The organism is Stenotrophomonas sp. STEN240, assembly GCF_056756175.1.
On sequence record NZ_JBRRBO010000012.1, the window covers coordinates 32,667 to 56,488 of the forward strand.

Genomic DNA, 23,822 nt, shown 5'->3' on the forward strand with positions numbered 1-23,822 from the left:
TTCGGCTGAAAGTTCGCCCTGCCGGTCCATATCCGCGACAATTGGCGCAACTGACGCCTCAATGCTTCCATGTCCAGATTGCAGTTCAAGCTCCAGAACACCGATGGCCGCGCCCGCCGTGGCCAGCTGTCCTTCCCGCGCGGCACCGTGCAGACCCCGGCCTTCATGCCGGTGGGCACCTATGGCTCGGTCAAGGGCGTGCTGCCCGAGCAGGTGCGCGCGCTCGGTGCCGAGATCATCCTCGGCAATACCTTCCATCTGTACCTGCGGCCCGGGCTGGATGTGATCGCCGACCATGGCGGCCTGCATGGTTTCTGCCAGTGGAACGGTCCGATCCTGACCGATTCGGGTGGTTTTCAGGTGTTTTCGCTGGCGCATCGCCGCAAGATCACCGAAGAAGGCGTCACGTTCGCCTCGCCGACCGACGGTGCCCGGGTTTTTCTGGGGCCGGAAGAGAGCATGAAGATCCAGAAGGTGCTGGATTCGGACATCGTCATGATCTTCGACGAATGCACCCCGTACCCGGCCACCGAGCCGGTGGCGCGCAAATCGATGGAGCTGAGCCTGCGCTGGGCCCAGCGCAGCCGCAACGCGCATGACGCCATGGGCAATGATGCGGCGCTGTTCGGCATCGTGCAGGGCGGGGTACACACCGAACTGCGCAGCCGCTCGGCCGAGGGCCTGCAGCAGATCGGCTTCGATGGCTATGCCATCGGCGGGCTGGCGGTGGGTGAGCCCGAGCACGAGCGCAACGCCATGCTCGACCACATGCACCCCATCCTGCCGGCCGATCGCCCGCGCTACCTGATGGGCGTCGGCCGCCCGGAAGACCTGGTCGAAGGCGTGGCCCGTGGCGTGGACATGTTCGATTGCGTCATGCCTACCCGCAATGCCCGCAACGGCCACTATTTCACCTCGTTTGGCACCGTTCGCATCCGCAACGCCCGCTATGAACGCGATATGGACGTGATCGAGCCCGGCTGTGGCTGCCATGCCTGCACCGGCGGTTACACGCGCTCCTACCTGCGCCACCTGGACCGTTGCAACGAGATGCTGGCGCCGATGCTGGGCACCCTGCACAACCTGTTCTATTACGAAAAACTGATGGCTGACATGCGCGCGGCCATCGAGGCGGGAACCTTCCAGGCCTTCCGCGAGTCCTTCTATGCAGCCCGGGGCCTGAGCGTTCCGGCGTTGTCGGGGGAGTAGCGGCGCTTCACACGGCTCGGGACTAGCTCCCGGGCGCGTGGCATACTTCACGGCTGACCCACGTTTCGCGGTAACTGCTGCAGGCCATCCGGCCCGGGTGGGTGCCGCCCAACATCAAGGACTACAAAATGACTCTCATGGCTATCCTGCTCCCCGTCGCCCAGGCCGCTCCGGCCGCACCGGGCATGGGCACCTTCCTGCTGCCCATCGCGCTGATCGCAGTGATGTACTTCCTGATGATCCGCCCGCAGATGAAGCGTCAGAAAGAGCACAAGGCAATGCTGGAGAAGATCTCCAAGGGTGACGAAGTGCTGACCTCCGGCGGCATCGCTGGCGTGGTCACCGACATCGGCGACAACTTCATCACCGTGGAAATTGCCGACAACGTCCGCATCCGCGTACAGAAGGGTTCGGTCGGCAACGTCCTGCCCAAGGGCACGCTGAAGTCCGCTGCCTGAGACTGATCCCTTTCCGTCACGTCGTGACGCCGCACAGGCGTCACGCAGGATCCTGCAATGCTTGAATTTCCGCGCTGGAAGTACTTCCTGATTCTGATCGTTCTGGCGGTCAGCGCGCTGTACGCGCTGCCCAACATCTACCAGAAGGATCCGTCCGTTCAGATCACCGCCAACCGTGGCGGGCAGATTGATGATGCGCTGAAAGAGCGTGTCAGCAAGGCGCTGAGCGAGGCCGGTGTTGCCACCAAGTCGGTGGAGCAGGAGGGCGACAACAACCTGATCGTTCGCCTGACGTCGCTGGATGCGCAGTCGCGCGCCAACGAGGTGGTGCGTGAAACGGCCGGTGAAAACTACACCGTGGCCCTGAACCTGGCCTCGACCGTTCCCGATTGGCTGGCCAACCTCGGCGGCAAGCCGATGGTGCTGGGCCTGGATCTGGTCGGCGGCGTGCACTTTGCCCTGCAGGTGGACCAGAAGGCTGCGGTGGACAAGCGTTTTGAAGCCTTCACCGAAGACGTGCGCACCACGCTGCGCGACAACCGCGTGTCCTACCGCTCGGTCGAGCGCCGTGGCGAGAGCGACATCGTGGTTTCGCTGGCCAATGCCGCTGACGCCGACAAGGCGCGTGCCGCGCTGGCCAAGGCACAGCCGACCTTCACCTATTCGGTGAATGGCGAGCGCATCACCGCGACCGTGCCGCAGGCGGAAATGCAGCAGATCGCCTCCGGCGCCATCGAGCAGAACCTGACCACCCTGCGTAACCGCGTCAACGAACTGGGCGTGGCCGAGCCGATCATCCAGCGCCAGGGCGAAGACCGCATCGTGGTCGAGCTGCCGGGCGTGCAGGACACCGCCGAAGCCAAGCGCATGATCGGTGCCACCGCCACGCTGGAATACCGCGCCGTGGTTGATGGCAATGCCGAAGATGCAGCCAGCACCGGCCGCATTCCGCCGGAAGCCAAGTTGTACCGCGACCGTCGCGGCATGCCGGTGCTGTTGAACAAGCGCACCATCGTCACCGGCGACCAGATGGTCAAGGCCAGCACCTCCACCGACCAGAACGGTCTGCCGGCGGTCAGCGTGACGCTGAACAGCGTTGGCGGCCAGCGCATGTTTGATTTCACCAGCGCCAATGTCGGCAAGCCGATGGCAGTGGTCTACACCGAGCGGATTCCGCAGGTGACCATGGTCAACGGTGTCGAGCAGCGCAGCTTCCGGGTCAAGGAAGAAGTGATCTCGGTGGCCAACATCAATGGTGTGTTCGGCAAGGAGTTCCAGACCACCGGCCTGGAGAAGACCGAGGCCGATGGCCTGGCCAAGCTGCTGCGCGCAGGTTCGCTGGCCGCGCCGATGGACTTCGTCGAGGAATACGTGATCGGCCCGAGCCTGGGTAAAGAGAACGTGGACCGTGGCGTCAAGGCGGTGGTGTTCTCGTTCGTGTTCACCCTGGTGTTCTTTGCCATCTACTACCGCATGTTCGGCGTGATCACCTCGGTGGCCCTGCTGTTCAACCTGCTGATCGTGGTGGCGGTGATGTCGATGTTCGGCGCGACCATGACCTTGCCGGGCTTTGCCGGTCTGGCCTTGTCGGTCGGTCTGTCGGTCGATGCCAACGTGCTGATCAACGAACGTATCCGTGAAGAGTTGCGATTGGGCATGCCGGCCAAGAAGGCCATCGCGGAAGGTTACGAGCGCGCCTCGGGCACCATTCTCGATGCCAACCTCACTGGCCTGATCGTCGGTGTGGCGCTGTACGCGTTCGGTACCGGCCCGCTGAAGGGCTTCGCGCTGACCATGATCATCGGTATTTTCGCCTCGATGTTCACTGCGATCACCGTGTCGCGTGCTCTGGCGACGCTGATCTACGCCAAGCGCAAGAAGCTGACCTCCGTGGCCATCTGACGCGAATCTCTTCGCAGAAACCCGCACCTCACCGGTGCGGGTTTTCCAAGGAACTCCTTGCATGAAACTGTTTCCACTTCACATCGTTCCGAACGACACCAACATCGACTTCATGAGTCACCGCAAGCCGGTGCTCGCGATCATGGTGGTGTTGCTGCTGGCCTCGTTCGCCATCATCGGCTTCAAGGGCTTCAACTACGCGCTGGAGTTCACCGGCGGTACGGTTGTGCGCACCCACTTTGAAAAGAGTGTCAACGCCGACACGGTGCGCGAGCGTCTGGAAAAGGCTGGCTTCGACAATGCCCAGGTGCAGAGCGTCGGCGGTGGCAATGACCTGATGATCCGCCTGCCGCCAGATGGCGAGCACAACAATGCTGCCGATGCCGCACAGAAGGTTGCCGAGAACGTCCGCATCGCGGTGACCTCGGCGGACAATGTCGCCACCGTGCAGCCGGGTGAGTTCGTTGGCCCGCAGGTCGGCAAGGACCTGGCGATGAACGGCATCTACGCCACGCTGTTCATGGTGATCGGCTTCCTGATCTACATCGCCGCCCGCTTCGAATGGAAGTTCGCCATCGTCGCCAGCGTCACCGCGTTCTTCGACCTGATCCTGACCATCGCCTACATGTCGCTGGTTGGCCGTGAGTTCGACCTGACCGTGTTGGCCGGTATGTTGTCGGTGATGGGTTTTGCCATCAACGACATCATCGTGGTGTTCGACCGTGTGCGCGAAAACTTCCGCAGCCTGCGCGTGGAGCCGCTGGAAGTGCTGAACCGTTCGATCAACCAGACGCTGTCGCGTACGGTTATCACCGCGGTGCTGTTCTTCCTGTCCGCGCTTGCGTTGTACCTGTTCGGCGGTGAATCGATGGAAGGCCTGGCCGAAACCCACATGGTGGGTGCGGTGATCGTGGTCATCTCCTCGATCATCGTGGCGGTGCCGTTGCTGAGCATCGGCCCGTTCAAGGTCACCAAGCAGGATCTGCTGCCCAAGGCCAAGGACGAGGAAGAGCTGGCCCGTCGTCCCTGACGGATCCGCACTGCCTCGCTGAAAAGCCGCGCCCTGCGCGGCTTTTCTTTTGCCCGTGATAGGTGCGAGGGCAGGGTGGTCCATGCGGTGGCGTCGGTTGTTTTCGATGCGGCAGCGCACTACGATCCTCCCGGTTCAGCGCGCAATCTGTTTGTGCTGCTGTCTTCTGTTTAGCCAACCGAGGTTTTCATGGTCATCAAACCGCGTGTGCGCGGCTTCATCTGCGTCACCACCCATCCGACTGGTTGCGATGCGGCGGTCAAGGAACAGATCGACTACATCAAGGCCCAGCCCAAGCTGGCCAACGGCCCGAAGAAGGTTCTGGTGCTGGGCGCCTCCACCGGTTACGGCCTGGCTGCCCGCATCAAGGCTGCCTTTGGCAGTGATGCTGCCACCTTGGGCGTCTTCTTCGAGCGCCCGGGTACGGAGACCAAGCCGGGTACGGCTGGCTGGTACAACACCGCTGCATTCGAAAAGTATGCGCACCAGGCTGGCCTGTATGCGCGCAGCGTCAACGGTGATGCGTTCTCCGATGAGGTGAAGCAGAAGGTCATCGAGATCATCAAGGCCGATCTGGGCCAGGTCGATCAGGTGGTCTACAGCCTGGCCGCGCCGCGTCGCAAGCATCCCAAGACCGGCGAGATCATCAGCTCCACGCTCAAGCCGATTGGCGCGCCGATCACCCTGCGTGGCCTGGATACCGACAAGGAAGTGCTGACCGAAACCACCCTGCAGCCGGCAACGGCCGAGGAAATCGCCGGCACCGTGCAGGTGATGGGTGGCGAGGACTGGCAGATGTGGATCGACGCATTGCTGGAAGCCGGCGTGCTGGCGCCGGGTGCGACCACCACCGCGTTCACCTACGTGGGCGAAGAGATCACCCAGGCCATTTACTGGAATGGTTCGATCGGCGCGGCCAAGAAGGACCTGGACACCAAGGTGCTGGCCATCCGCGACAAGCTGCAGAGCCTGGGTGGCGATGCGCGCGTGTCGGTGCTGAAGGCCGTTGTGACCCAGGCCAGCTCGGCGATCCCGACCATGCCGCTGTATCTGTCGTTGCTGTTCAAGGTGATGAAAGAGCAGGGTACCCACGAAGGCTGCATCGAGCAGCTCGATACCTTGTACGACATCCTCTACAACGGCCCGCAGAGCGGCGCCAATGCGGCAGAGCATATCCGCCAGCAGCTGCAGGACGCGCAGGGCCGTGAGATCGCGCTGGTGGACGGCGAAGGCCGTCTGCGTGCCGACTACAAGGAAATGGCGCCGGAAGTGCAGAGCAAGGTGTTGGAGCTGTGGCCGCAGGTGACCAATGAGAACCTGTACGAGATCAGCGACCTGGCTGGCTACAAGGCTGATTTCCTGCGCCTGTTCGGGTTTGGCATCGACGGCGTGGATTACGACGCCGATGTGAATCCGGATGTGGCTATTCCGGGGATTGTCGAGGTTTGAGTTTGTTGTTTTTGTAGTTGTGAGAAGGCCGCGCTTTGCGCGGCCTTTTTTTGGGGGCTTTTTAGCCAGAAGTGTCCCGGGATTTTGAGCTAGAAGCTCCCCTCACCCCAACCCCTCTCCCGCGTGCGGGAGAGGGGCTAGCAATGCTTGCGCTCGTAGTGCACTAAGCCCCTCTCCCGCCTGCGGGAGAGGGGTTGGGGTGAGGGCAGCTTTCAGCTTCATATGTGCCAGAACGCAACAACCCATCAACCAAACTCAAAATCCATCTCAGCCGTCGGTGGGCCGACAAAATCGCCTTCCACATAGTCAACGCCGGCGCTGAACAACAAGCTCATCGTCGATGCATCGGCCACAAACTCGGCGATGGTCAGGATGCCTGCCGACTGTGCCTTGGTGGTGATTTCCTGGGTCTTCTCCAACTGCTCCTTGGCCAAGGTCGGGTCAGCGGTGAACGCGCTGTCCAGCTTGAGGAAGCCGGGCTGGAAGTGGGCCAGCAGCTGGAAGGAATCCAGGCCCGAGCCAAACTGTTCCAGGCCAACCTTGCAGCCGATAGCGGTGATGTCGCTGAGGAACTGCTGGGCGTTGCGCAGGTTGGTGAATACCTTGGCCTCGGGAATCTGCAGCCACAACTGTGCGCCTTCCACACCTTCGGCCTGCAAGCCGTTGCGGATGACGGCCAGCAGCTCGGGGTCGGAGAACGATTCGGGGGTGACGCGCACCATCAGGTGGGTACGGTGACCGGCGCGGCGGCGCTCGCCCAGCGCGCGGATGGCATTGGCCACCACCCAGCGGTTGATCGGCGCCAGCAGCTCGTGCTCCTGGGCAATCGGCAGGAAGGTGGCGGGGCCGACCATCTCGCCGTTGTTTTCCATCTGCAGCGAGGTGTCGTACAGCTGGATCGGCTCGCCCATCAGGTTCAGCACCGGGCGGAAGCGCAGCTGGAAGCCATCGCCTGCCACGGCTTCGCGCAGGCGCTGCACCCAGCTCTGGATGCGCTCTTCCTCGACGCGGTCGGCAGCGCCAGGGTCGAATACCTTGACCGTGTTGCCGCCCAGCTCGATCGCGGCACGTGCGCAGTCATTGGCGCGGTTCAGGACCTGGCCGACGCTGGCGATCTTTTCGCCGACCTGCACGCCGCCGATGCTGACGGTGACGGTGGCCGAGCGCTCGCCAATGCTGAACACCGAGGCGGCAAACGCATCGCGTACGCGCTCGGCCATGGCGGCGGTGTGTGCATAGTCGCCGTGGGTCAGCAGGGCGAAGTTGTGCTCGCCGAAACGGGCCAGCTGCGCATCATCGCCGATGGCTTCGGCCAGTTTCCGACCCAGTGCGGCAATCAGTGCATCGGCCGAATCCAGGCCGATATCGGGCAGCAGCCGTGCGTAATGATCCGGCTCGACCAACAGGAAACCGTACTGGCCTTCGGCGCGGCCGACCTGGGCCACGGCGTTCTCCAGCTGCACCATGAAGGTGGGGCGGTTGAGCAGGCCGGTGACCTGGTCGCGCTGGCGCAGGGCTTCCACTTCGCGGGCCAGCTCCGGGTCGAACTCCTCGCGGCGGCGGAACACGATCTGGAAGCAGCTCTCGCCTTCATACGTCGCCGCGGTGAATTCCATCGTCGCCGGGAAGGTGTCGCCGTCCTGGTTGCGCGCGTCCACCGCGTACTGCGGCGGCGGTGCCTCGCCCTTGCTCAGCGATTTGAGCAGCTGCTTGAAGTTCTCGACATGCTGCGGTGCAACCATGTCCAGCAGCGAGATGCCTTCCACGTCGTCGAAGGATTCAAACCCGAACATGTCCAGATAGGCTTCGTTGGCGCGGATGTGCATGCCTTCGTGGATGTAGGCGATGGGGTCGCGCGAGGACGAGATCAGCGCATCGCAGCGGCGCTCGGTCTCGCGCATCTGCGCCTCGATCCGGCGCAGGCCGCGGCGTGCCTGCAGGTCGGTCCATTCGTTCTGCACCACCGACAGCAGGTGGTCTGGTTGCTGGCGCAGGGCGATGGCACGGATGCCATTGGCGGCCGAGTCCAGCAGCATCTGCGCATCGATGCTGTCGCTGAGCAGGATCATCGGAATGTCCTTGCCACTGGCGGCAACCTGCTGGGTCAGCAGCAGCTGCGGGATAGCGTAAGAGTTGGCTGCCAGCACCAGATCGATGGGCTGGCTCAAGGCCTGGCTCAGCTCGTCGGGGCTTTGCGGCCGGGAAGGGCGCACCGCGATACCGCTGTTGCGCAAGGTGCTGACGATGGCCTCGGCGCTTTCGGCACTGTCGTCAACGATCAGCAAGCGCAAGGTGATGTCTTTGGCGTTCTGCATTCAGGACTCCCGGGGGACGGGGTTTAATACACGATGCACGGCGGTGGCGTCTATGCGCAGGTCGTTTGCCTGTGACGCATTCCCTTGCGTGCGTTGCCTTGGCTGCTGCAAATGTTGGGTCAGGCATGCGCCTGCAGGTTGCCGGTCAGTATGCGGGCGATGGCTGTTGCCGCGCGTCATGGCTGGATGAATCCGCTTACGCGGCCATGCCGGCCGCGCGCCCGGACGCCCAGGCCCACTGGAAGTTGTAGCCGCCCAGCCAGCCGGTCACGTCCAACACCTCGCCGACGAAGTGCAGGCCCGGCACCAGCTGCGACTCCATCGTGGCCGAGGACACCTTGCGCGTATCCACGCCGCCCAGAGTGACTTCGGCGGTGCGGTAGCCCTCGGTGCCGCTGGCCACCAGCGGAAAATCGGACAGCAGGCTGGCGGCGGCCTTGAGTTCGGGTTCGTCGAGCTGGCGCATTGGCTTGTCCTTCAGCCATTGCTCGCACAGCCGCAACGCCAGCCGTCGCGGCATCACCTCGGACAACACCGTGCGCAGCTCGGAGGCGCCGCGCTCGCTTTTCATCTGCCGCAGCCATTGCGCCGCGTCGTGATCGGGCAGCAGGTCCAGGCGCAGGTCGTTGCCGGGTTGCCAGTACGAGGAGATCTGCAGGATTGCCGGCCCGCTGATGCCGCGGTGGGTGATGAGCATGAAGTTGCGGAAGCTCTGGCCGTTGCAGCGTGCTTCCACCGGCAGGGCAACGCCACTGAGCTCGGCGAAACGCTCCTGGTGCTTGCCGCTCAGGGTCAGCGGTACCAGCCCCGCACGGGTAGGCAGCAATTCATGGCCGAAGCTGCGCGCCACCTCGTAGCCGAAGCCAGTGGCGCCCATGCTGGGAATCGACAGCCCGCCGGTGGCGATGACCAGCGAAGCACTGTGGAACAGCCCCTGTGCGGTGCGCACACGGAAACCATCGGCACCGCGCTCGATCTGCTGCACGCCGCAATCGGTGCGGATCTGCACGCCGGCTGCACTGCACTCGTCCAACAGCATTCTTACGATCTGCTTGGAGGAGATGTCGCAGAACAGCTGGCCCAGTTCCTTCTCGTGGTAGGCGATGCCGTGGCGCTCGACCATCTCGATGAAATCGGAAGGCGTGTAGCGGGCCAGCGCCGATTTGCAGAAGTGCGGGTTCGCCGAAATGAAATTGGCTGCGGTGGTGCCGGTATTGGTGAAATTGCAGCGGCCGCCACCGGACATCAGGATCTTCTTGCCAACCTTGTTGGCGTGGTCGATCACCTGCACGATGCGGCCGCGCTGGCCGGCGGTGAGCGCACACATCAGGCCAGCGGCGCCGGCGCCGATCACCAGTACGTCGCAGCGGGTCACATTGTCTGCCACGACTGCTTACTCCGCCGGGCGCTTGCGCCAGACCGGGATCACGTCCAGCTGGATGTGATCATTGAGGATCTGCACCTCGCCATCCTGGATCAGCACGCTCCAGCGCATCGCACGCTGCACCTGCTCACCCCAGCGTTCGACAAACGCGGTGGGCAGGTCGACCACCGACAGGTTGTTGAAGCGGGTCAGGTGCTTGCCTTGCTTCTGCCACCAGATATCGGAGGCATTGCCGCCGTAATTGACGATCTGCACACGACGGCTGCGGTTGCAGGCCTTGCGCACGCGCGATTCATCCGGATGGCCCAGATCGATCCACTGCTCGATATCGCCGGTGTAGTCCAGCTGCCACAGGTCCGGCTCGTCCTCGCTGCTCAGGCCCTTGCCGAACTCCAGGCGGTCCTCGGCGTTGAGGGCGAAGGCGAGCAGGCGCACCATCAGGCGTTCGTCGGTTTCGGAGGGGTGCTGGGCCAGGGTCAGGTTGTGGGTCGCGTAGTAACCGCGGTCCATGTCGCTGATCTGCAGCTCGGCCTTGCGGATGGTGGCGGTGAGGGCCATGGGAATACCGGGTACAAAGACCGCCCATCATAATGCCTGGCCCTGCATCGGACCCCACTCGACATGCCTGCCCCTGATCTGCCCAGCCGCCTGCAGCTCGCCCCAGGCCCGTGGACCAGCCTGCTGGACGGCCTGTGCGCGCGGTTTCCGGCGGTTGCCCGGGCGCAGTGGCTGGACCGGTTTGCGCGCGGCAGGGTGCTGGACAGTGACGGCCAGCCGCTGGCGCCGGCGCAGCCTTGGCGGGCCGGGCAGGAGATCCAGTACTTCCGCGAGGTTGCCGACGAGCCCGTGGTGCCCTTCGTCGAACGCATCCTCTACCAGGACGACCACCTGCTGGTGGCCGACAAACCGCATTTCCTGCCGGTCACCCCGGCCGGCCGGTTCGTGCAGCAGACCCTGCTTGCGCGGCTGGTGGCCGTTACCGGCAATCGCGACCTCGCGCCGTTGCATCGGATTGATCGCGGCACCGCAGGGCTGGTGTTGTTCTCCAGCAACCCGGCCACGCGCGGGGCCTACCAGCGGCTGTTTGCCGAGCGCCGCATCGACAAAGGCTATGAGGCGCTGGCTCCGGCCTTGCCGGAACTTGCCTTTCCCTTGCAGCGCAGCAGCTGCATTGGCCGCGGCGAGCCGTTCTTCCGCATGGCCGAACATGCTGGTGAGGACAATGCACTGAGCCGCATCGATGTGATCGCCCGTGGCGACGCGGCCTGGCGCTACGCGCTGGAGCCGGTGAGTGGGCGCAAGCACCAGTTGCGCGTGCATATGGCGGCGTTGGGCGCGCCCATCCTTGGCGATGACTATTACCCGCAGGTGATCGAACGCGCGCCGGATGACTATCGTCAGCCCCTGCAGCTGCTGGCGCGCCGCTTGGCGTTCATCGACCCGCTCAGCGGTGAGTCGCGTGCGTTCCGCAGCGAACGCGAGCTGGGCTGAGCCTCAGCGTCGCTGCGCCAGCCAGCGGTCCAGCTGGGCGGCAAAGGCCTGGCGATCGCGCGCATGCAAGGTGGCCGGGCCGCCAGTCTGAACGCCGGCACCACGCAGTTCTTCCATGAAGTTGCGCACCGACAACCGTTCGGCAATGGTGTTGGCGGTATACAGCTCGCCGCGTGGATTGAGCGCCACGGCGTTCTTTTCCAGCACCCGTGCTGCTAATGGGATGTCCTGGGTCACCACCAGATCGCCCGGGTTGACCCGCTCAGCGATGGCGTCATCGGCAACATCCGGCCCGCCGGCGACCTGCATGGCGCGGATGAAGCGCGAGGGCGGGGTGCGCAGCCATTGATTGGCGACCAGGACGGTTTCGATCCTTGCCCGCTCGGCGGCACGGAACAGGATCTCCTTGATCACCACCGGGCAGGCATCGGCATCGACCCAGATTCGGGTGGCGGAAACGGCGTGTTCGGGGCTCATGCCGCGCAGTCTATTGGATTTGCCGAGTTTGCCGTAACCCGGCTATCGTCAGAAAATTGACTGATTTCAGCCACTTAATGGCCGAACTGAATCAAATTGAATTTCTGAATACGGTAAATATCGCTTTTTGGAACAAAGCCGCGTATCGTCCATCCCACTGTGCTTGCAAGGGTCACCGTGAATCGTGGCCTGATGCAGTTGATCTTCTTGATCGGCTCATCGATCCGCTTTACCAACGCCTGCAACTCAGTCTCGGCCCCGATATCCGGTGGCTGCGATTATTTCAACTTATGTTTCAGGAGTTAGTACATGTCTGATCGTCAGACCGGCACTGTCAAGTGGTTCAACGATGCCAAGGGCTTCGGCTTCATCACCCCGGAAAGCGGCCCGGACCTGTTCGTGCATTTCCGCGCGATCCAGGGCAACGGCTTCAAGTCGCTGCAGGAAGGCCAGAAGGTGACTTTCGTCGCCGTGCAGGGCCAGAAGGGTATGCAGGCTGACCAGGTGCAGGCGGTCTAATCGACCCCTTGCTACCGTAAGGTTGCTTGAAACGCCGGAAGCGAAAGCTTCCGGCGTTTTTGTTTGTGCGTGTTTTGAGGCGCAGGCTGCGACGGATCTTCATCTGGACTTCGCGCGGGACTGACGCTGCGTGTTGCCGGTGTTGGGTAGGATGCGGTTTCGATTGCTTGGAGCCGACGATGATCACGGTGCACCACCTGGAACAATCGCGTTCGCAGCGCGTGCTGTGGATGCTGGAAGAACTGGGCCTGGCCTACGAGCTGGTCAGCTACAAACGCGATCCCAAGACCTGGTTGGCGCCGGTAGAGCTGCGCAAGGTGCATCCACTGGGCAAGTCGCCGGTGCTGCAGGACGACACGCTGGTATTGGCCGAATCCGGCGCGATCCTCGAATACCTGACCGACCGCTATGACCTGCAGCGCAGCCTGTCACCGCAACCCTTGCCGGTGCAGGCGCCGGAGTGCCTGCAGTATCACTACTGGATGCACTATGCCGAAGGCTCGGCGATGCCGCCGCTGCTGATGAGCCTGGTGTTCGCCAAGGTGCGCAAGGCGCCGATGCCGTTCTTCGCCAAGCCGGTGGCGCACAGCATTGTCGACAAGGTGATGAAGACCTTCATCAGTCCGCAGCTGCGGCTGCACCTGGGCTGGATGGAGCAGACCTTGGGCCAACAGGCGTGGTTCGCTGGCGAACGCTTCACTGCTGCCGATATCCAGATGAGTTTTCCGATCCAGGCTGCCGCCGCGCGTGCCGGTTCGATGACGGACTATCCGCGGCTGCAGGCGTTCCTGGCGCGTATCGCCCTGCGGCCGGCGTTTCAGCGCGCGCTACAGCGCGGTGGGGCGTTGGATCTGGTGGGTGGTACGCGCTAGCTGCGTGCGCTTGCGGCCGCGCCTGTCCGGCCCCACTTTCTGATGATGAACGACATCTCCCCGCAGTTTGACAACCGCTTCCGCCGCGAGCTGCCCGGCGACCCCGAAACCGGGGTGCGCCGCCGCGAGGTGGTGGCTGCCGCATGGTCGGCGGTGATGCCTACGCCGGTGGCCACGCCACAGCTGCTGGCGCATTCGCCCGAGGTTGCCGCGCTGCTGGGCTTCGATCCAGCAACCGTCGCCAGTCAGGAGTTTGCCGACGTGTTTGGCGGCAACGCCCTGTACGCCGGCATGCAGCCTTGGGCGGCCAACTATGGCGGCCATCAGTTCGGCCACTGGGCCGGGCAGCTTGGCGATGGTCGCGCGATTTCGCTGGGCGAGTTGCTGGCCAATGGCCAGCGTTGGGAGCTTCAACTCAAAGGTGCGGGCCCAACGCCTTATTCGCGAGGTGCCGATGGCCGCGCGGTGCTGCGCTCATCGTTGCGCGAGTTCCTGTGCTCCGAGGCAATGCATCATCTGGGCGTGCCGACCACTCGCGCGCTCAGCCTGGTAGGCACCGGCGATACGGTGGTGCGCGACATGTTCTACGACGGTCATCCGCAGGCCGAGCTTGGCGCGGTGGTCTGCCGGGTGGCGCCATCGTTCATTCGCTTTGGAACCTTCGAACTGCCCTCGGCGCGTGGCGATGTGGGCCTGCTGCGGCAACTGGTTGAGTTCTGCATTGCCCGTGATTTCCCCGAACTGCAGGGCAGCGGGGAGGCGTTGTATGCGCAGTGGTTTGCTCAGGTATGCACGCGTACCGCGGTGATGGTGGCGCATTGGATGCGGGTGGGCTTCGTGCACGGGGTGATGAACACCGACAACCTGTCCATCGTCGGCTTGACCCTGGACTACGGCCCCTACGGCTGGGTCGAGGACTACGATCCGGACTGGACACCGAACACCACCGACGCGCAGGGCCGGCGTTACCGCTTTGGCACGCAGATGCAGGTGGCGTACTGGAACCTGGTGCGGCTGGCGCAGGCCTTGTCGCCCTTGTTTGCCGAGGTGACGCCGTTGCAGGCGGGTCTGGATGCCTTCCGCGACCGCTATGCGGCACAGGAACGCGCGGATCTGGTCGCCAAGCTCGGCCTGGGCGAGTTCCGCGAGGGCGATGCCGAGCTGATGGCGCAGTTCCAGCAACTGCTGCAGGACGGCGAGATGGACATGACGCTGGCATTCCGTGCCTTGGCGGCGGTCAACAGCAGCGCCCCGGACGTTGCGGTGCTGGAGGAGGCGTTCTACTCGGCGCCCGCCCGCGAACGCGTACTGCCGGCACTGAGCGACTGGTTGCTGCGGCATGCGGCGCGGGTACAAGCCAGCGCACAGGCACCACAGGCGCGTCATGCCGCCATGCAGGCCGCCAATCCCCGCTATGTGCTGCGCAACTGGCTGGCGCAGCAGGCCATCGACCGTGCCGAACAAGGCGATCTGGCCGGGATTGCTGAATTGCTCGAGGTGATGCGGCATCCTTACGACGAACAGCCCGGTCGCGAGGCATTTGCTGGCAAACGCCCGGAATGGGCACGCGACCGTGCCGGCTGCTCGATGCTCTCGTGCAGCTCCTGAGTACCCCTTCTTCGAATGACTGATATGACCACCTCCGCCCAACCCGAATGGTCGCGCCCGATCCGCGACGTCGCCGACTTTCCCAAGCCCGGCATCCTGTTCAAGGACATCACCCCGCTATTGGGTGATGGCGCCTGCTTCCGCGCTGCGGTCAAGGCCATGGCCGAGCCCTGGCGCGATGCTGGATTGCAGGCGGTTCTGGGCGTAGAGGCGCGCGGCTTCATCCTTGGCACTGCGCTGGCACTGGAACTGGGCGTGGGCTTCGTACCGGTACGCAAGCCGGGCAAGTTGCCGGGGCCTACCTTGAAGCAGGAATACGCACTGGAATACGGCAGCGATCGCATCGAGGTCAGCGTGGGCGCAACCGCGCCCGGCGCACGCGTGCTGCTGGTGGATGATGTGCTGGCGACTGGCGGCACCTTGCTTGCGGCCTTGCAACTTGCCGCCCAGCTTGAGGCACACGTCCTTGGTGGCGCGGTGCTGGTCGAGCTTGATGGCCTGGGTGGCCGTGAGCGTTGGCCGGATGGCCTGCCGCTGACCGCTACACTGGTTTACTGATCCACTCCCCCCAATCTGCGGAGTTCCGAATGCCGACGTTGAGTGAGCTGCTGTCTTCCTTCGATGTTGAACAAGGGCTGCTGCTTCCTGACAGTTGGCGCCAAGGGCGTACTGCCTATGGCGGTGTGCTCAGTGCGCTGGGCGTGGCAAGCGCGATGCAAAGCCATGCAGTAGCGCTACCGCCGCTGCGATCGATGCAGGTGACCTTCATCGGGCCTGCAGCCGGTCTGCTGCGTTTCGTGCCGGCGGTGTTGCGCGAGGGCAAGTCGGTGGTGAACGTCGGGGTGGATGTGTACTCCGACGATGCATTGGCGGCACGTTTGTCGCTGGTGTTCGGTCGCGCCCGCGACAGCGCGATTGCACATGATTTCGGTGGTGAGCTGCCGGCCAAGGGGCCTGCGGCATATCGCGACTTCGATATGGCGGCGATGCCGTTTGCGCCTGCCTTCACCCGGAACTTCCAGATGCGTCCTGCCGGTGGTGCGATGCCGGTGTCTGCTGCGGGATTCCCGGAGTTGCTGACCTGGATCCGCCATCGCGATGCCACTCAGGTTGATCCGGCGGTGGCCTTGATCGCGATGGGCGATGCGATGCCACCGGCAGCATTCACCAGCTTCAACGCTCCTGCACCGATCAGCTCGATCACCTGGAACGTTGAACTGCTTGAGCCTGCGCCGCAGGGCGAGTGGTTCCTGCTGCGTTCCTTCAGCCAGCATGCGCGCGACGGCTACTCGTCGCAGGATATGCAGGTCTGGGATGAGCAGGGCCGGGTGGTGATGCGTGGCCGGCAGAGCGTGGCGGTGTTTGCCTGATGCGCGCCTTGCGGGTGCTGGGTGGACTGGCGTTGCTGCTGGCGATGATTGGTTGGACTGCGTGGTTCGTCATCTGCAATGTGTATGAATTCTCGCCGGCCTTGGACCCGGTGGCATTTGCCTGTGGCTGGCTACTGAGTGCGGTGCTGCTCTGGCGCGTGTTCGGCGGCGTTGCCCGTCGTGTTGCTTGGCCGCTGTTCGCCATGGCGGCCTGCATCGGCGTGTACCTGCTGCTGATCCATCGCGGCATGGGCCAGATCACTGCGCTGGCGTTGTTTGTTGCGGCCAGCGTGGCGGTTGTCGCTGCGGGTTTCCGGGTGACGCAGCGCGCTGCCGCTGCGTGAAGCAGGTTCAGCGGGTCAGCTGGATTTCGCCTTCGGCCAATGCGGTGCGCAGGAAGCCGAGCACGGTCGGGCCGCTTTCACGATCGGCGCGGGCATAGCCTTCAGCGGTGCCGCCAACCGGGATGTAGGGGCCGGTGTCGCTGCGGAACGTCGTTGGCTGGTAGAACGGCGTGATCAGATGGCCGGCGTCGGAGTAATAGAGCAGTACGTCCGGTTGCGGCACGCTGCGCCGTTGCAGACGTTGCATTGCCAGCGCAGCCATTTCACCGGAGGCGCCAAGCTGGTCATCGCCGCCGGCAACCAGCAACAGCGGGCCGTTGATGCGTTCGATCGGCAACATCGCCTTCTGCAGCGCTGCGGCATGGTCGCCGGGTTGGTTCCAGTTGAGCTGTTCCACATAGGGCAGGAAGGGCAGGTCGCGGCCGCCGATGCTCAGCGCGGGTTCGTCGACGGCGCGGAAATCAGCCGGCGGCACATCGCGGCGGATACCACGGAACGGCGCCGGGCTGCCTACCCAGGACACCGCCGCCTGCAGGCGCGGGTCATGCGCAGCGGCGGCCATCGCCACGATGCCGCCCCAGGAACCGCCCATCACCCCAACCCTGCCGGCAAAGGGCTGCGTTTGCAGCCAGTCCAGCGTGTCGCTGATCGGGTCGATGGGCACGCGGACAAGATCCTTGGGCAGCCCGGGCATTCGGTAATAGGCAAGCGCGACCGCCACAAAGCCGTTGGAGGCCAACCATGCCGCATACATGTTGGCAGTAGTGATGCCGCCTTCGGCGCCACCAAGGGTGATAACCACCGGATATCGGCGGCCATCGGCCAGTGCGCCAGCGGGGTGATACAGGTTGCCGACCACACCCTGCAGCTGCAGGGGTATGGCGGCGACATCGGCGTTGTTGATCCGTCGCAGCAGGGTTTGTTGGCCGATGCGTTCGCCATCGACGAAGGCTTCCAGCTGCATCGTCACCGGTGAGAACCGCAGGCCGTCGGCCTCGTTGCGCAGCGGCAACGGCGTAGCCCGGCCTTTGCCGGATTCCGGCTGCATCGACCAGAACAGCCCCATCGCATCGATGCCGGCATAACTGCCGGCTTCGGCGCCGGCCGATGCGGTATCGGCAGTGCCGTGCTGGTCGGCGCGATAGGTGGCTTGCGCAAGCCAACGGCTGCCGTTGCTGTCGTGCATGGACAGCTGCAGCTTGACCGGCTGGGTCGGCAGCAGGCCGCTGACGCTGATCCGCACAGCCTGGTCGGCGGCACCCTCCAAAGGATGAACGTTGAGTTCGGCAGCCAGGACCAGAGAGTTGCAGCTGAGCAGCAGCGGAAGCAGCAGGTGCTTGAGCATGGTTGGCAGGGGCGGTGAATGGCCCGCGATGTTGCAGTGGCCAGAACTGCTGCGGAAGTGCTGCCGTCAGCCAATGGCACAGGCCGTGCGATGGCTGGCGTGGGTCGTGCGCGATCAGCCGCCGCGCTGGCGCATGCAGGCTTCAAACGCCTCGCGGTGCGATCTGCTCAATGGCAGCTGCGTGCCATCCAGCAGCTCAAGCGTTGCGTCGCCGTTGCGTCGCGGCAGCAGGCTGCGCACGCGGCTGCAGTTGACGATCACCGCGCGCTGCACCTGGACGAAGCCGGCCGGCGCCAATTGCTCGGCGAGCCGGCCGATGCTCTCGCGCAGCAGGTGAACCTGGCGGCCGACATGCACGCAGGCGTAATGACCTGCACTGTCTATGTAGTCGATGTCGGCGGCCGATATGTAGTCGCTGCGGCCGCCATTGCGGATGCGCAACGCTGCCAGCGGCGCGACGGTTTGGCGTGGTGACAGGTGTCGACGTGCACGTTCCAGTGCGACCGCAAGGCGGCGGGCATCCAGCGGCTTGGGCAGATAGTCGATTGCCCCCAGTTCGTAGGAGGCGAGTGCGTGCTGGCTGTGGGCGGTGGTGAAGATGATGGCCGGCGCCGGCGCCGGCGCCGGTGCCGGCAGGCTGCGCGCCAGCTGCAGGCCATCTTCATCGGGCAACTGGATATCCAGCAACAGCAGATCTACCGGTTCTGCAGCCAGCAGCAAGCGGGCCCCGGCGATGCTGCACGCCTCGCCAACGATCTGGATATCCGCGTGCACGCCCAGCAGATGCCGCAGCTTGTCACGTGCCAGCGCTACGTCGTCGACCAGCAGGGTGCGGATCATGCGGCCCGCTCGCCGGTGACCAGTGGTAGCTGGATGCATACCTGGTAGTGCGCGCCGTCGCGCTGCGCCCGGATTGTGGCTTGCTCACCATAGATGGCGTGCAGGCGTTCGCGGCTGGCTTGCAGGCCAATGCCCATGCCAGGGGCGGCGTCGCCAAACGGGTTGCGGATCTGCAGGCAAAGCTGGTCATCCAGCGACTCGAACTGCAGGTTGATCGTTGCCTCGTCTGCACCTGCAGCACTGGCGAAGCGGACCGCGTTCTCGATCAGCGGCTGCAGCACCAGGCTGGGTACGCGCGCATCCCAGGCGCCAGTGCTGACCTGCAGTTGTACCTGTACGGGGTGTTGCTGCAACAGTTGCTGCAATTCGACGAAGGCCATGGCGTGCGCCACTTCCTCGCGCAGGGCGACGAAGGGTTCGCTCTGCAGCAGGTTGCGCAGCAACTCGCCAAGCTGCGCCAACGCCGCATCGGCGCGCTCGGCATCGCGGTAACCCAGTGCGCCGATGGCATTGAGTGCGTTGAACAGGAAATGGTGGTTCAGGCGTGCCCGCAAGGCTTGTTCGCGCGCCTGTGCCAGCAGTTCGCCACGGCGGCGATAGCGACGGATATAGGCCAGCGCCTGGCCGATGCCGATGACGGCGATATAGGTAGGCAGTGCGAAAAGACTGGTGGCGGTCACCGCATGCAGCCAGTTGTCGGGCAGGGTGCGTGGAATTGCCAGTTGCGACAGGCAGTAGCCGAGCAGCCAGCCCGTCAGGGACAGCAGTGGAATGATGCAGGCGCCGGCGGCCAATAGCTTGGCTGTCGCCACGGCATCGTTTCCGGTGCCCAGCGGCCAGCGCGTGCACAGCCGCAGCAGCCACGGAGTTGCCAGCAACCAGCTGCTGTGGATGCCGAGCAGGAACAGCAGCGAGCGCAGCAGTTCGGCGGGCGCCAGGCTGCCGGCTGCGGGCCCGGTCAGCTGCACTGCTGGCAAGGTGACCAGGGTCAGCAGCAGCCAGCCGGCACCCACCGCAAGCCACGGGACGTCCGTGGCTTGCGTGTCACCAGCAGGGCTGGAAGTGTTGGCGTCGGGCTGCGAAGACATGTACGCGTTCAAGCGCCGGGCTGTGCCGGCGCCTGCTTACATCTTGCGGACGCGGAAACGCTTGCCCTTGATCTTGCCCGCTTCCAGCCGCGCCAGTGCCTTGCCCACCTGCTCACGGGCAATGGCGACATAGGAGCGGGTGGGGAAGATGTCGATCTTGCCGATCGCCTTGGCCGACAGCCCGGCGTCGCCGGTCAGTGCGCCGAGGATATCGCCGGCACGCAGTTTGTCGGTCTTGCCGCCATCGATGCGCAGGGTGGTCATTGCCGCCTGCGGCAGTTCTGCCGGGCGTGCGGTTGCCAGCGGGGTCTTCTGCCAGTTGAGCGGCTTGCCCTGCTGTGCTTCCAGCGCATCGGCACGGTTGCGTTCGCGGCCGGCGACCAGGCTCAGCGACAGGCCATTGCGACCGGCACGGCCAGTACGGCCAACGCGGTGCTGGTAGGTGTCGATATCGGTGGGCAGTTCGTAGTTGACGACGGCGGCCAGATCTTCCACGTCCAGACCGCGTGCGGCCACGTCACTGGCAACCAGCACGTTGCAGCTGCGGTTGGAGAACTGCATCAGCACTTCATCGCGGTCGCGTTGTTCCATGTCGCCGTGCAGGGCCAGCGCGGAGAAGCCGAACTGGCGCAGCGAGTTGGCTACTTCATCGACGTCCTTGCGGGTATTGCAGAACACCACCGCCGATTCCGGCGTGTATTTCAGCAACAGTCCGCCCAATGCCTTCTGGCGGTTGGCCGGCTCGGTTTCGAAGAACAGCTGCTGGATTGCCGGTGCTTCGGCTTGGCCATCGATGGTCACTTCGACCGGCTCATTGAGCAGGGCGCGGGCCAGTTCGCGGATCGCTTCGGGGAAGGTCGCCGAGAACAGCAGGCTCTGGCGTTCCTTGTGGGTGCGGCCGGCGATCTCGCGGATGGGCTCTTCGAAGCCCATATCGAGCATGCGGTCGGCTTCGTCCAATACGAAGGTGCGGACCTGGCCCAGGTTCAATGCGCGCTTGCGTGCCAGTTCCTGCACGCGGCCGGGGGTGCCGACCACGACCTGCGGGTCATGCGCTTCCAGCGAGGCCAGCTGAGGGCCCAGCGGCATGCCGCCGGTGAGGATCAGCAGCTTCAGGTTGGGGATGCCGGTGGCCAGCTTGCGCAGCTGCTTGCCGACCTGGTCGGCCAGTTCGCGGGTTGGGCATAGCACCAGCGCCTGGGTGCGGCTGATGGACAGGTCGAGCCGGTTGAGCAGGCCCAGGCCGAAGGCGGCGGTCTTGCCGCTGCCGGTGGGGGCCTGCGCGATCACGTCGCGGCCTTCCAGGATCGGCGGCAGGGCAAGCGCCTGTACCGGCGTCATCGAGGTATAGCCCAGCGCGTCGATGCCAGGAGCGAGTGCCGGCGACAGCGGCAGGGTAGAGAAGTCAGTCATGGCGTATTTTCGCAGAAGCCGGGCGGCGGCGCTTGCCATCCTGAATGGGTAGGCACCGCGCGCTTCATCTGCCGGCTCGCAGAGCGGGTTCAGCCCTTGCGGTTGCTGGTGGCAGGCTTGCCTTTGGGCGCGAGGGTCTTGCCGCCGGAAGGGCGCTGGTGAACGAACGGGTAAGGCACCGCTGGTGTCTCCGGCAGGCCCGCGCGCCACTGCTCCAGCACCGCAGCTACCGTCTTGCCGTTCTGGAACTGCGGTTCGGAGGGAAGCTCGCCTTGCTCCTTCTCGCGCCGCCGTACGTTGCCGGCGGCCAGCGTGTAGGCCCGGGCAAAGTCGTTGGTGGCGTTCAAGGCCTCGACCAGGAATGCGCGACCAAACCAGGTGGCGCTATCGGTATTGCCGCAGCCAAAGGACGGGCGGTCCTTGCGCGCGGCGGTGATAACCATGCGCTGCGGAGATCGCAACGCCGGCACGAACGCACCTGAAAAACAGGCCGAAACCACGATCACCGCATTGCCGATCTGCGCCTCGTCCAGCATCCGTGCAAGCTGCTCCGGCGCCAGATAGTCTTCCTGGTCGCGGCCGGTGTGCAGGTAAAAACTGTTGTCGTGCAGGCCGTGGCTGGTGAGGTAGAGGAACAGCACGTCCTCGTTGGGGTCCAGCTTCTGTCCCAACCCACGCAGTGCATGGCCGATGCTGTCGTAGGTGGCTTGAACCGGGGTTGCGCCGCCGTAGCCCAATGCAGGCCGGTTGACCAGGCTGATCATGCGGCCTTCGGCGCCCCAGCGCTTGGCTGACAGCTCCCGCAGGTAGGCCACCTCATTGGGAAATACATCTTCGTCGGCATCGCCGGCCACGCCGAGCACGTAGATATCGGTCACGCCTGGGCGCTGGGCGGGCAGGGCCGCCAATGCGCCGTCCAGCATCGTGAGCTGGCTGCCTTCAAGTTTGGGCGTGGTGGCCTGGTGTTCGGGCTCGTCCGCCGCATAGGCGAATGCAGGCCAGGCCGCGCAGACGGCAAGCAGGATGCTCGCGATGGTTGTGATCAGCAGGGGTGGGGAGTGCAGGGAACCGCGTTGGGCTGCCATTGCCGTAATCCATGACGGTGGGTATGGCGGCAAGGCCGGCTGACCCTGCTGCATCCAGTGGGTGCCCGCAGGCCGCCCTGGTAGCTATGGTGCCGGAGTCGGGGCTTGGATGCGTGGTTTGCGTCCGCTGGATGTGGGGCGCGCGCTGTGAGCGGCACGGCCACCGTCACGACTATTTCGTGATGGCCGGGTTGGAGTTCAGTGTTGGACCTCAGTCTGCCTGCAGCGACCAGCCATAGACCAGGGCAGACTTCTTCCTGAGGTTCTCAAGCTGTTCGGCGGCATTGATGGCGCTGTTCGCGCGATAGACAAGATTTTCCAGCCTGCACAGGATGCTGGCCTGCTCGTCATGGTCCGGCACCACCTCTACGATCCTGTCGACAAGCTGGTGCATCTCCAGCAGCTTCTGCTTGCGCTCATGCTCGCCGAGAGAGGTGGCGTCGTGCACCACCTGCTGTGCCAGAACGTCGAAGTGGTCCCGCAACTTCTCGTAGTCCATACAGCACCCGGTGCGATGGCGGACAGCCAAGAGTCTGCAATGGTGCTGTCGGGGATGGCCCTACATCAATGAGGGATACACCTTATTGAGACTAGGATTTATCTGACAAGGCCCTTGTCGTTATGGAGCGGCAGCTCAGAGATGGATGGCTCAATTGGAACGAGCGCGAGCCGACGCTGGGCATCGAGACTCAAGTACCAAGCAGGCGACGGGGAAAGGATGGAGTGCATACATTGCATGCTGGGTACGCGAATTTGTTGAACATCGCGCAAAGAAAAACCCCCGATTTCTCAGGGGTTTTTCGTGTTGCCGATACCTTTCGGTACCTTTATATGGTGGAGGTGGGCTCTACGGTAAACAGGCGGTAAGGCATTGGTCTGGAAGGTAAAAAGGTGCAGGCCAGCTACCTCATACCCCCAACGGTACCCCCAGCTTCAGGCGGCCTCGTTTCGCAACTGAACCCTGGCGGTGATCCATGCATCCACTTCGGACTCCACCCAGGTTGACGATGCACCAACGCGGACCGGTGGGGGAAATCCGCCCTCCCGGATCAGCTTGTACAGGGTCGACTTACCAATGCCGACCTTCTTCATGACTTCGCCGCGGCGCAGCAGCTGCAGTTCGCTCATTGCATTTCTCCTTCCAGCGCCGCGCGGGCGCTCTTGTTGTGTCGCTCAAACACGACTCACCTCCTGATACCGCTTGGCGCTACGATCCGCGCCATGGCGAAGAATCCCTATATCAACCAGACCCGCTCCGAGCTCTTTGACTCGGCGCAGAACCGCGCCGGCAAGTTGCAGGACGGCCCGCACTCCGACACCGGGCATCTGCTCCTGGCCATGGCCATGCAGCTCCACAACGCCGACATGGCCACGCGAGGGCCGGGCGGACAGCTGAAGGGCTCCGGTAGCTTGTCGGACGCCTATGCCCAGCGGCTGGAGCTGCTGCAGCGGAACGCTCGCTATGAGGTCCTGCGCGATGCTGCGGACGCAACGCTGGGCAGCAAGGCAACGGCGTGGCTGCAACCTGGCTACTACGACGGCAGCCCCTACCAGCAAGGCATGGTCTCTGACGCCGGCCTGCTCGAAGTGCTGGCCGAGCTGGAGCTGCTGAGGAAGCGATAG

24 protein-coding genes are annotated in these 23,822 nt (G+C 64.2%); 13 read left to right on the plus strand and 11 right to left on the minus strand.

Features of this window, described 5'->3' with window-relative positions; genetic code table 11:
- Positions 1-69 precede the first annotated feature (69 nt).
- From tgt to fabV, 5 genes are all read left to right on the plus strand, one after another.
- A complete protein-coding gene (gene tgt / locus ACVOKO_RS07570; RefSeq protein WP_346498322.1) occupies positions 70-1,209 on the plus strand; it encodes a tRNA guanosine(34) transglycosylase Tgt in 1,140 nt (379 codons plus the stop codon).
- A 128-nt stretch (positions 1,210-1,337) separates the two neighbouring features.
- The gene (yajC, locus tag ACVOKO_RS07575; RefSeq protein WP_346498323.1) at positions 1,338-1,667 is read left to right on the plus strand and encodes a preprotein translocase subunit YajC; all 330 of its coding nucleotides are present in this window, start codon (positions 1,338-1,340) and stop codon (positions 1,665-1,667) included.
- A gap of 57 nt (positions 1,668-1,724) precedes the next feature.
- On the plus strand, positions 1,725-3,569 hold the full coding sequence (gene secD, locus ACVOKO_RS07580) for a protein translocase subunit SecD (RefSeq protein ID WP_346498324.1): 1,845 nt from the start codon (positions 1,725-1,727) through the stop codon (positions 3,567-3,569).
- 61 nt (positions 3,570-3,630) lie between these two features.
- Complete coding sequence (gene secF / locus ACVOKO_RS07585) at positions 3,631-4,599, plus strand: protein translocase subunit SecF (RefSeq protein WP_346498325.1); 969 nt, start codon at positions 3,631-3,633, stop codon at positions 4,597-4,599.
- A gap of 189 nt (positions 4,600-4,788) precedes the next feature.
- The gene (fabV, locus tag ACVOKO_RS07590; protein WP_346498326.1) at positions 4,789-6,048 is read left to right on the plus strand and encodes an enoyl-ACP reductase FabV; all 1,260 of its coding nucleotides are present in this window, start codon (positions 4,789-4,791) and stop codon (positions 6,046-6,048) included.
- A gap of 245 nt (positions 6,049-6,293) precedes the next feature.
- Here fabV and ACVOKO_RS07595 read toward each other — a convergent pair whose 3' ends face one another.
- The 3 genes from ACVOKO_RS07595 to ACVOKO_RS07605 all read right to left on the minus strand — a co-directional run bounded on the left by ACVOKO_RS07595 (position 6,294) and on the right by ACVOKO_RS07605 (position 10,305).
- The gene (locus tag ACVOKO_RS07595; protein WP_346498327.1) at positions 6,294-8,363 is read right to left on the minus strand and encodes an EAL domain-containing response regulator; all 2,070 of its coding nucleotides are present in this window, start codon (positions 8,361-8,363) and stop codon (positions 6,294-6,296) included.
- A 196-nt stretch (positions 8,364-8,559) separates the two neighbouring features.
- Positions 8,560-9,750, minus strand: coding sequence for a BaiN/RdsA family NAD(P)/FAD-dependent oxidoreductase (locus ACVOKO_RS07600; RefSeq protein ID WP_346498328.1), 1,191 nt, complete (start codon positions 9,748-9,750; stop codon positions 8,560-8,562).
- Positions 9,751-9,756: 6 nt separating this feature from the next.
- Positions 9,757-10,305, minus strand: a complete 549-nt coding sequence (locus tag ACVOKO_RS07605; RefSeq protein ID WP_057629788.1) for a YaeQ family protein — start codon at positions 10,303-10,305, stop codon at positions 9,757-9,759.
- Positions 10,306-10,368: 63 nt separating this feature from the next.
- Here ACVOKO_RS07605 and ACVOKO_RS07610 point away from each other — a divergent pair, with 63 nt between their 5' ends.
- Entirely contained in the window at positions 10,369-11,238 is an 870-nt protein-coding gene (locus ACVOKO_RS07610) for a pseudouridine synthase (protein ID WP_346498329.1), read from the plus strand.
- Positions 11,239-11,241: 3 nt separating this feature from the next.
- Here ACVOKO_RS07610 and ACVOKO_RS07615 read toward each other — a convergent pair whose 3' ends face one another.
- Positions 11,242-11,715 (minus strand): YaiI/YqxD family protein, encoded by a 474-nt coding sequence (locus ACVOKO_RS07615; protein WP_346498330.1) that lies wholly within the window; start codon positions 11,713-11,715, stop codon positions 11,242-11,244.
- A 309-nt stretch (positions 11,716-12,024) separates the two neighbouring features.
- On the opposite strand from ACVOKO_RS07615, the gene ACVOKO_RS07620 reads away from it, so the two are divergent.
- From ACVOKO_RS07620 to ACVOKO_RS07645, 6 genes are all read left to right on the plus strand, one after another.
- A complete protein-coding gene (locus tag ACVOKO_RS07620) occupies positions 12,025-12,234 on the plus strand; it encodes a cold-shock protein (protein ID WP_054659637.1) in 210 nt (69 codons plus the stop codon).
- A 179-nt stretch (positions 12,235-12,413) separates the two neighbouring features.
- A complete protein-coding gene (locus ACVOKO_RS07625) occupies positions 12,414-13,106 on the plus strand; it encodes a glutathione S-transferase family protein (RefSeq protein WP_346498331.1) in 693 nt (230 codons plus the stop codon).
- 45 nt (positions 13,107-13,151) lie between these two features.
- Positions 13,152-14,714 (plus strand): protein adenylyltransferase SelO, encoded by a 1,563-nt coding sequence (locus ACVOKO_RS07630; protein WP_346498332.1) that lies wholly within the window; start codon positions 13,152-13,154, stop codon positions 14,712-14,714.
- A 15-nt stretch (positions 14,715-14,729) separates the two neighbouring features.
- The gene (locus ACVOKO_RS07635; RefSeq protein ID WP_346498333.1) at positions 14,730-15,272 is read left to right on the plus strand and encodes an adenine phosphoribosyltransferase; all 543 of its coding nucleotides are present in this window, start codon (positions 14,730-14,732) and stop codon (positions 15,270-15,272) included.
- A 29-nt stretch (positions 15,273-15,301) separates the two neighbouring features.
- Positions 15,302-16,084, plus strand: coding sequence for a thioesterase family protein (locus ACVOKO_RS07640; protein ID WP_346498334.1), 783 nt, complete (start codon positions 15,302-15,304; stop codon positions 16,082-16,084).
- Entirely contained in the window at positions 16,084-16,428 is a 345-nt protein-coding gene (locus tag ACVOKO_RS07645; protein ID WP_346498335.1) for a hypothetical protein, read from the plus strand. The genes ACVOKO_RS07640 and ACVOKO_RS07645 overlap by 1 nt, the downstream gene beginning before the upstream one ends.
- 7 nt (positions 16,429-16,435) lie before the next feature.
- Here ACVOKO_RS07645 and ACVOKO_RS07650 read toward each other — a convergent pair whose 3' ends face one another.
- From ACVOKO_RS07650 to ACVOKO_RS07680, 7 genes are all read right to left on the minus strand, one after another.
- The gene (locus ACVOKO_RS07650; protein ID WP_346498336.1) at positions 16,436-17,773 is read right to left on the minus strand and encodes an acyl-CoA thioesterase/bile acid-CoA:amino acid N-acyltransferase family protein; all 1,338 of its coding nucleotides are present in this window, start codon (positions 17,771-17,773) and stop codon (positions 16,436-16,438) included.
- 114 nt (positions 17,774-17,887) lie between these two features.
- Complete coding sequence (locus tag ACVOKO_RS07655) at positions 17,888-18,613, minus strand: LytR/AlgR family response regulator transcription factor (RefSeq protein ID WP_346498337.1); 726 nt, start codon at positions 18,611-18,613, stop codon at positions 17,888-17,890.
- A complete protein-coding gene (locus ACVOKO_RS07660; protein WP_346498338.1) occupies positions 18,610-19,701 on the minus strand; it encodes a sensor histidine kinase in 1,092 nt (363 codons plus the stop codon). Before ACVOKO_RS07660 ends, ACVOKO_RS07655 begins: the two co-directional genes overlap by 4 nt.
- 36 nt (positions 19,702-19,737) lie before the next feature.
- Positions 19,738-21,114: an ATP-dependent RNA helicase DbpA gene (gene dbpA, locus ACVOKO_RS07665; RefSeq protein ID WP_346498339.1), complete on the minus strand. Its 1,377-nt coding sequence runs from the start codon at positions 21,112-21,114 to the stop codon at positions 19,738-19,740.
- 89 nt (positions 21,115-21,203) lie between these two features.
- Positions 21,204-22,199, minus strand: a complete 996-nt coding sequence (locus ACVOKO_RS07670; protein ID WP_346498340.1) for a C13 family peptidase — start codon at positions 22,197-22,199, stop codon at positions 21,204-21,206.
- Positions 22,200-22,410: 211 nt separating this feature from the next.
- On the minus strand, positions 22,411-22,698 hold the full coding sequence (locus tag ACVOKO_RS07675) for a hypothetical protein (protein WP_346498341.1): 288 nt from the start codon (positions 22,696-22,698) through the stop codon (positions 22,411-22,413).
- 434 nt (positions 22,699-23,132) lie between these two features.
- Entirely contained in the window at positions 23,133-23,327 is a 195-nt protein-coding gene (locus tag ACVOKO_RS07680; protein ID WP_346498342.1) for a helix-turn-helix transcriptional regulator, read from the minus strand.
- 93 nt (positions 23,328-23,420) lie between these two features.
- Between ACVOKO_RS07680 and ACVOKO_RS07685 the strand changes: the two genes are divergently transcribed.
- A complete protein-coding gene (locus ACVOKO_RS07685) occupies positions 23,421-23,822 on the plus strand; it encodes a hypothetical protein (protein WP_346498343.1) in 402 nt (133 codons plus the stop codon).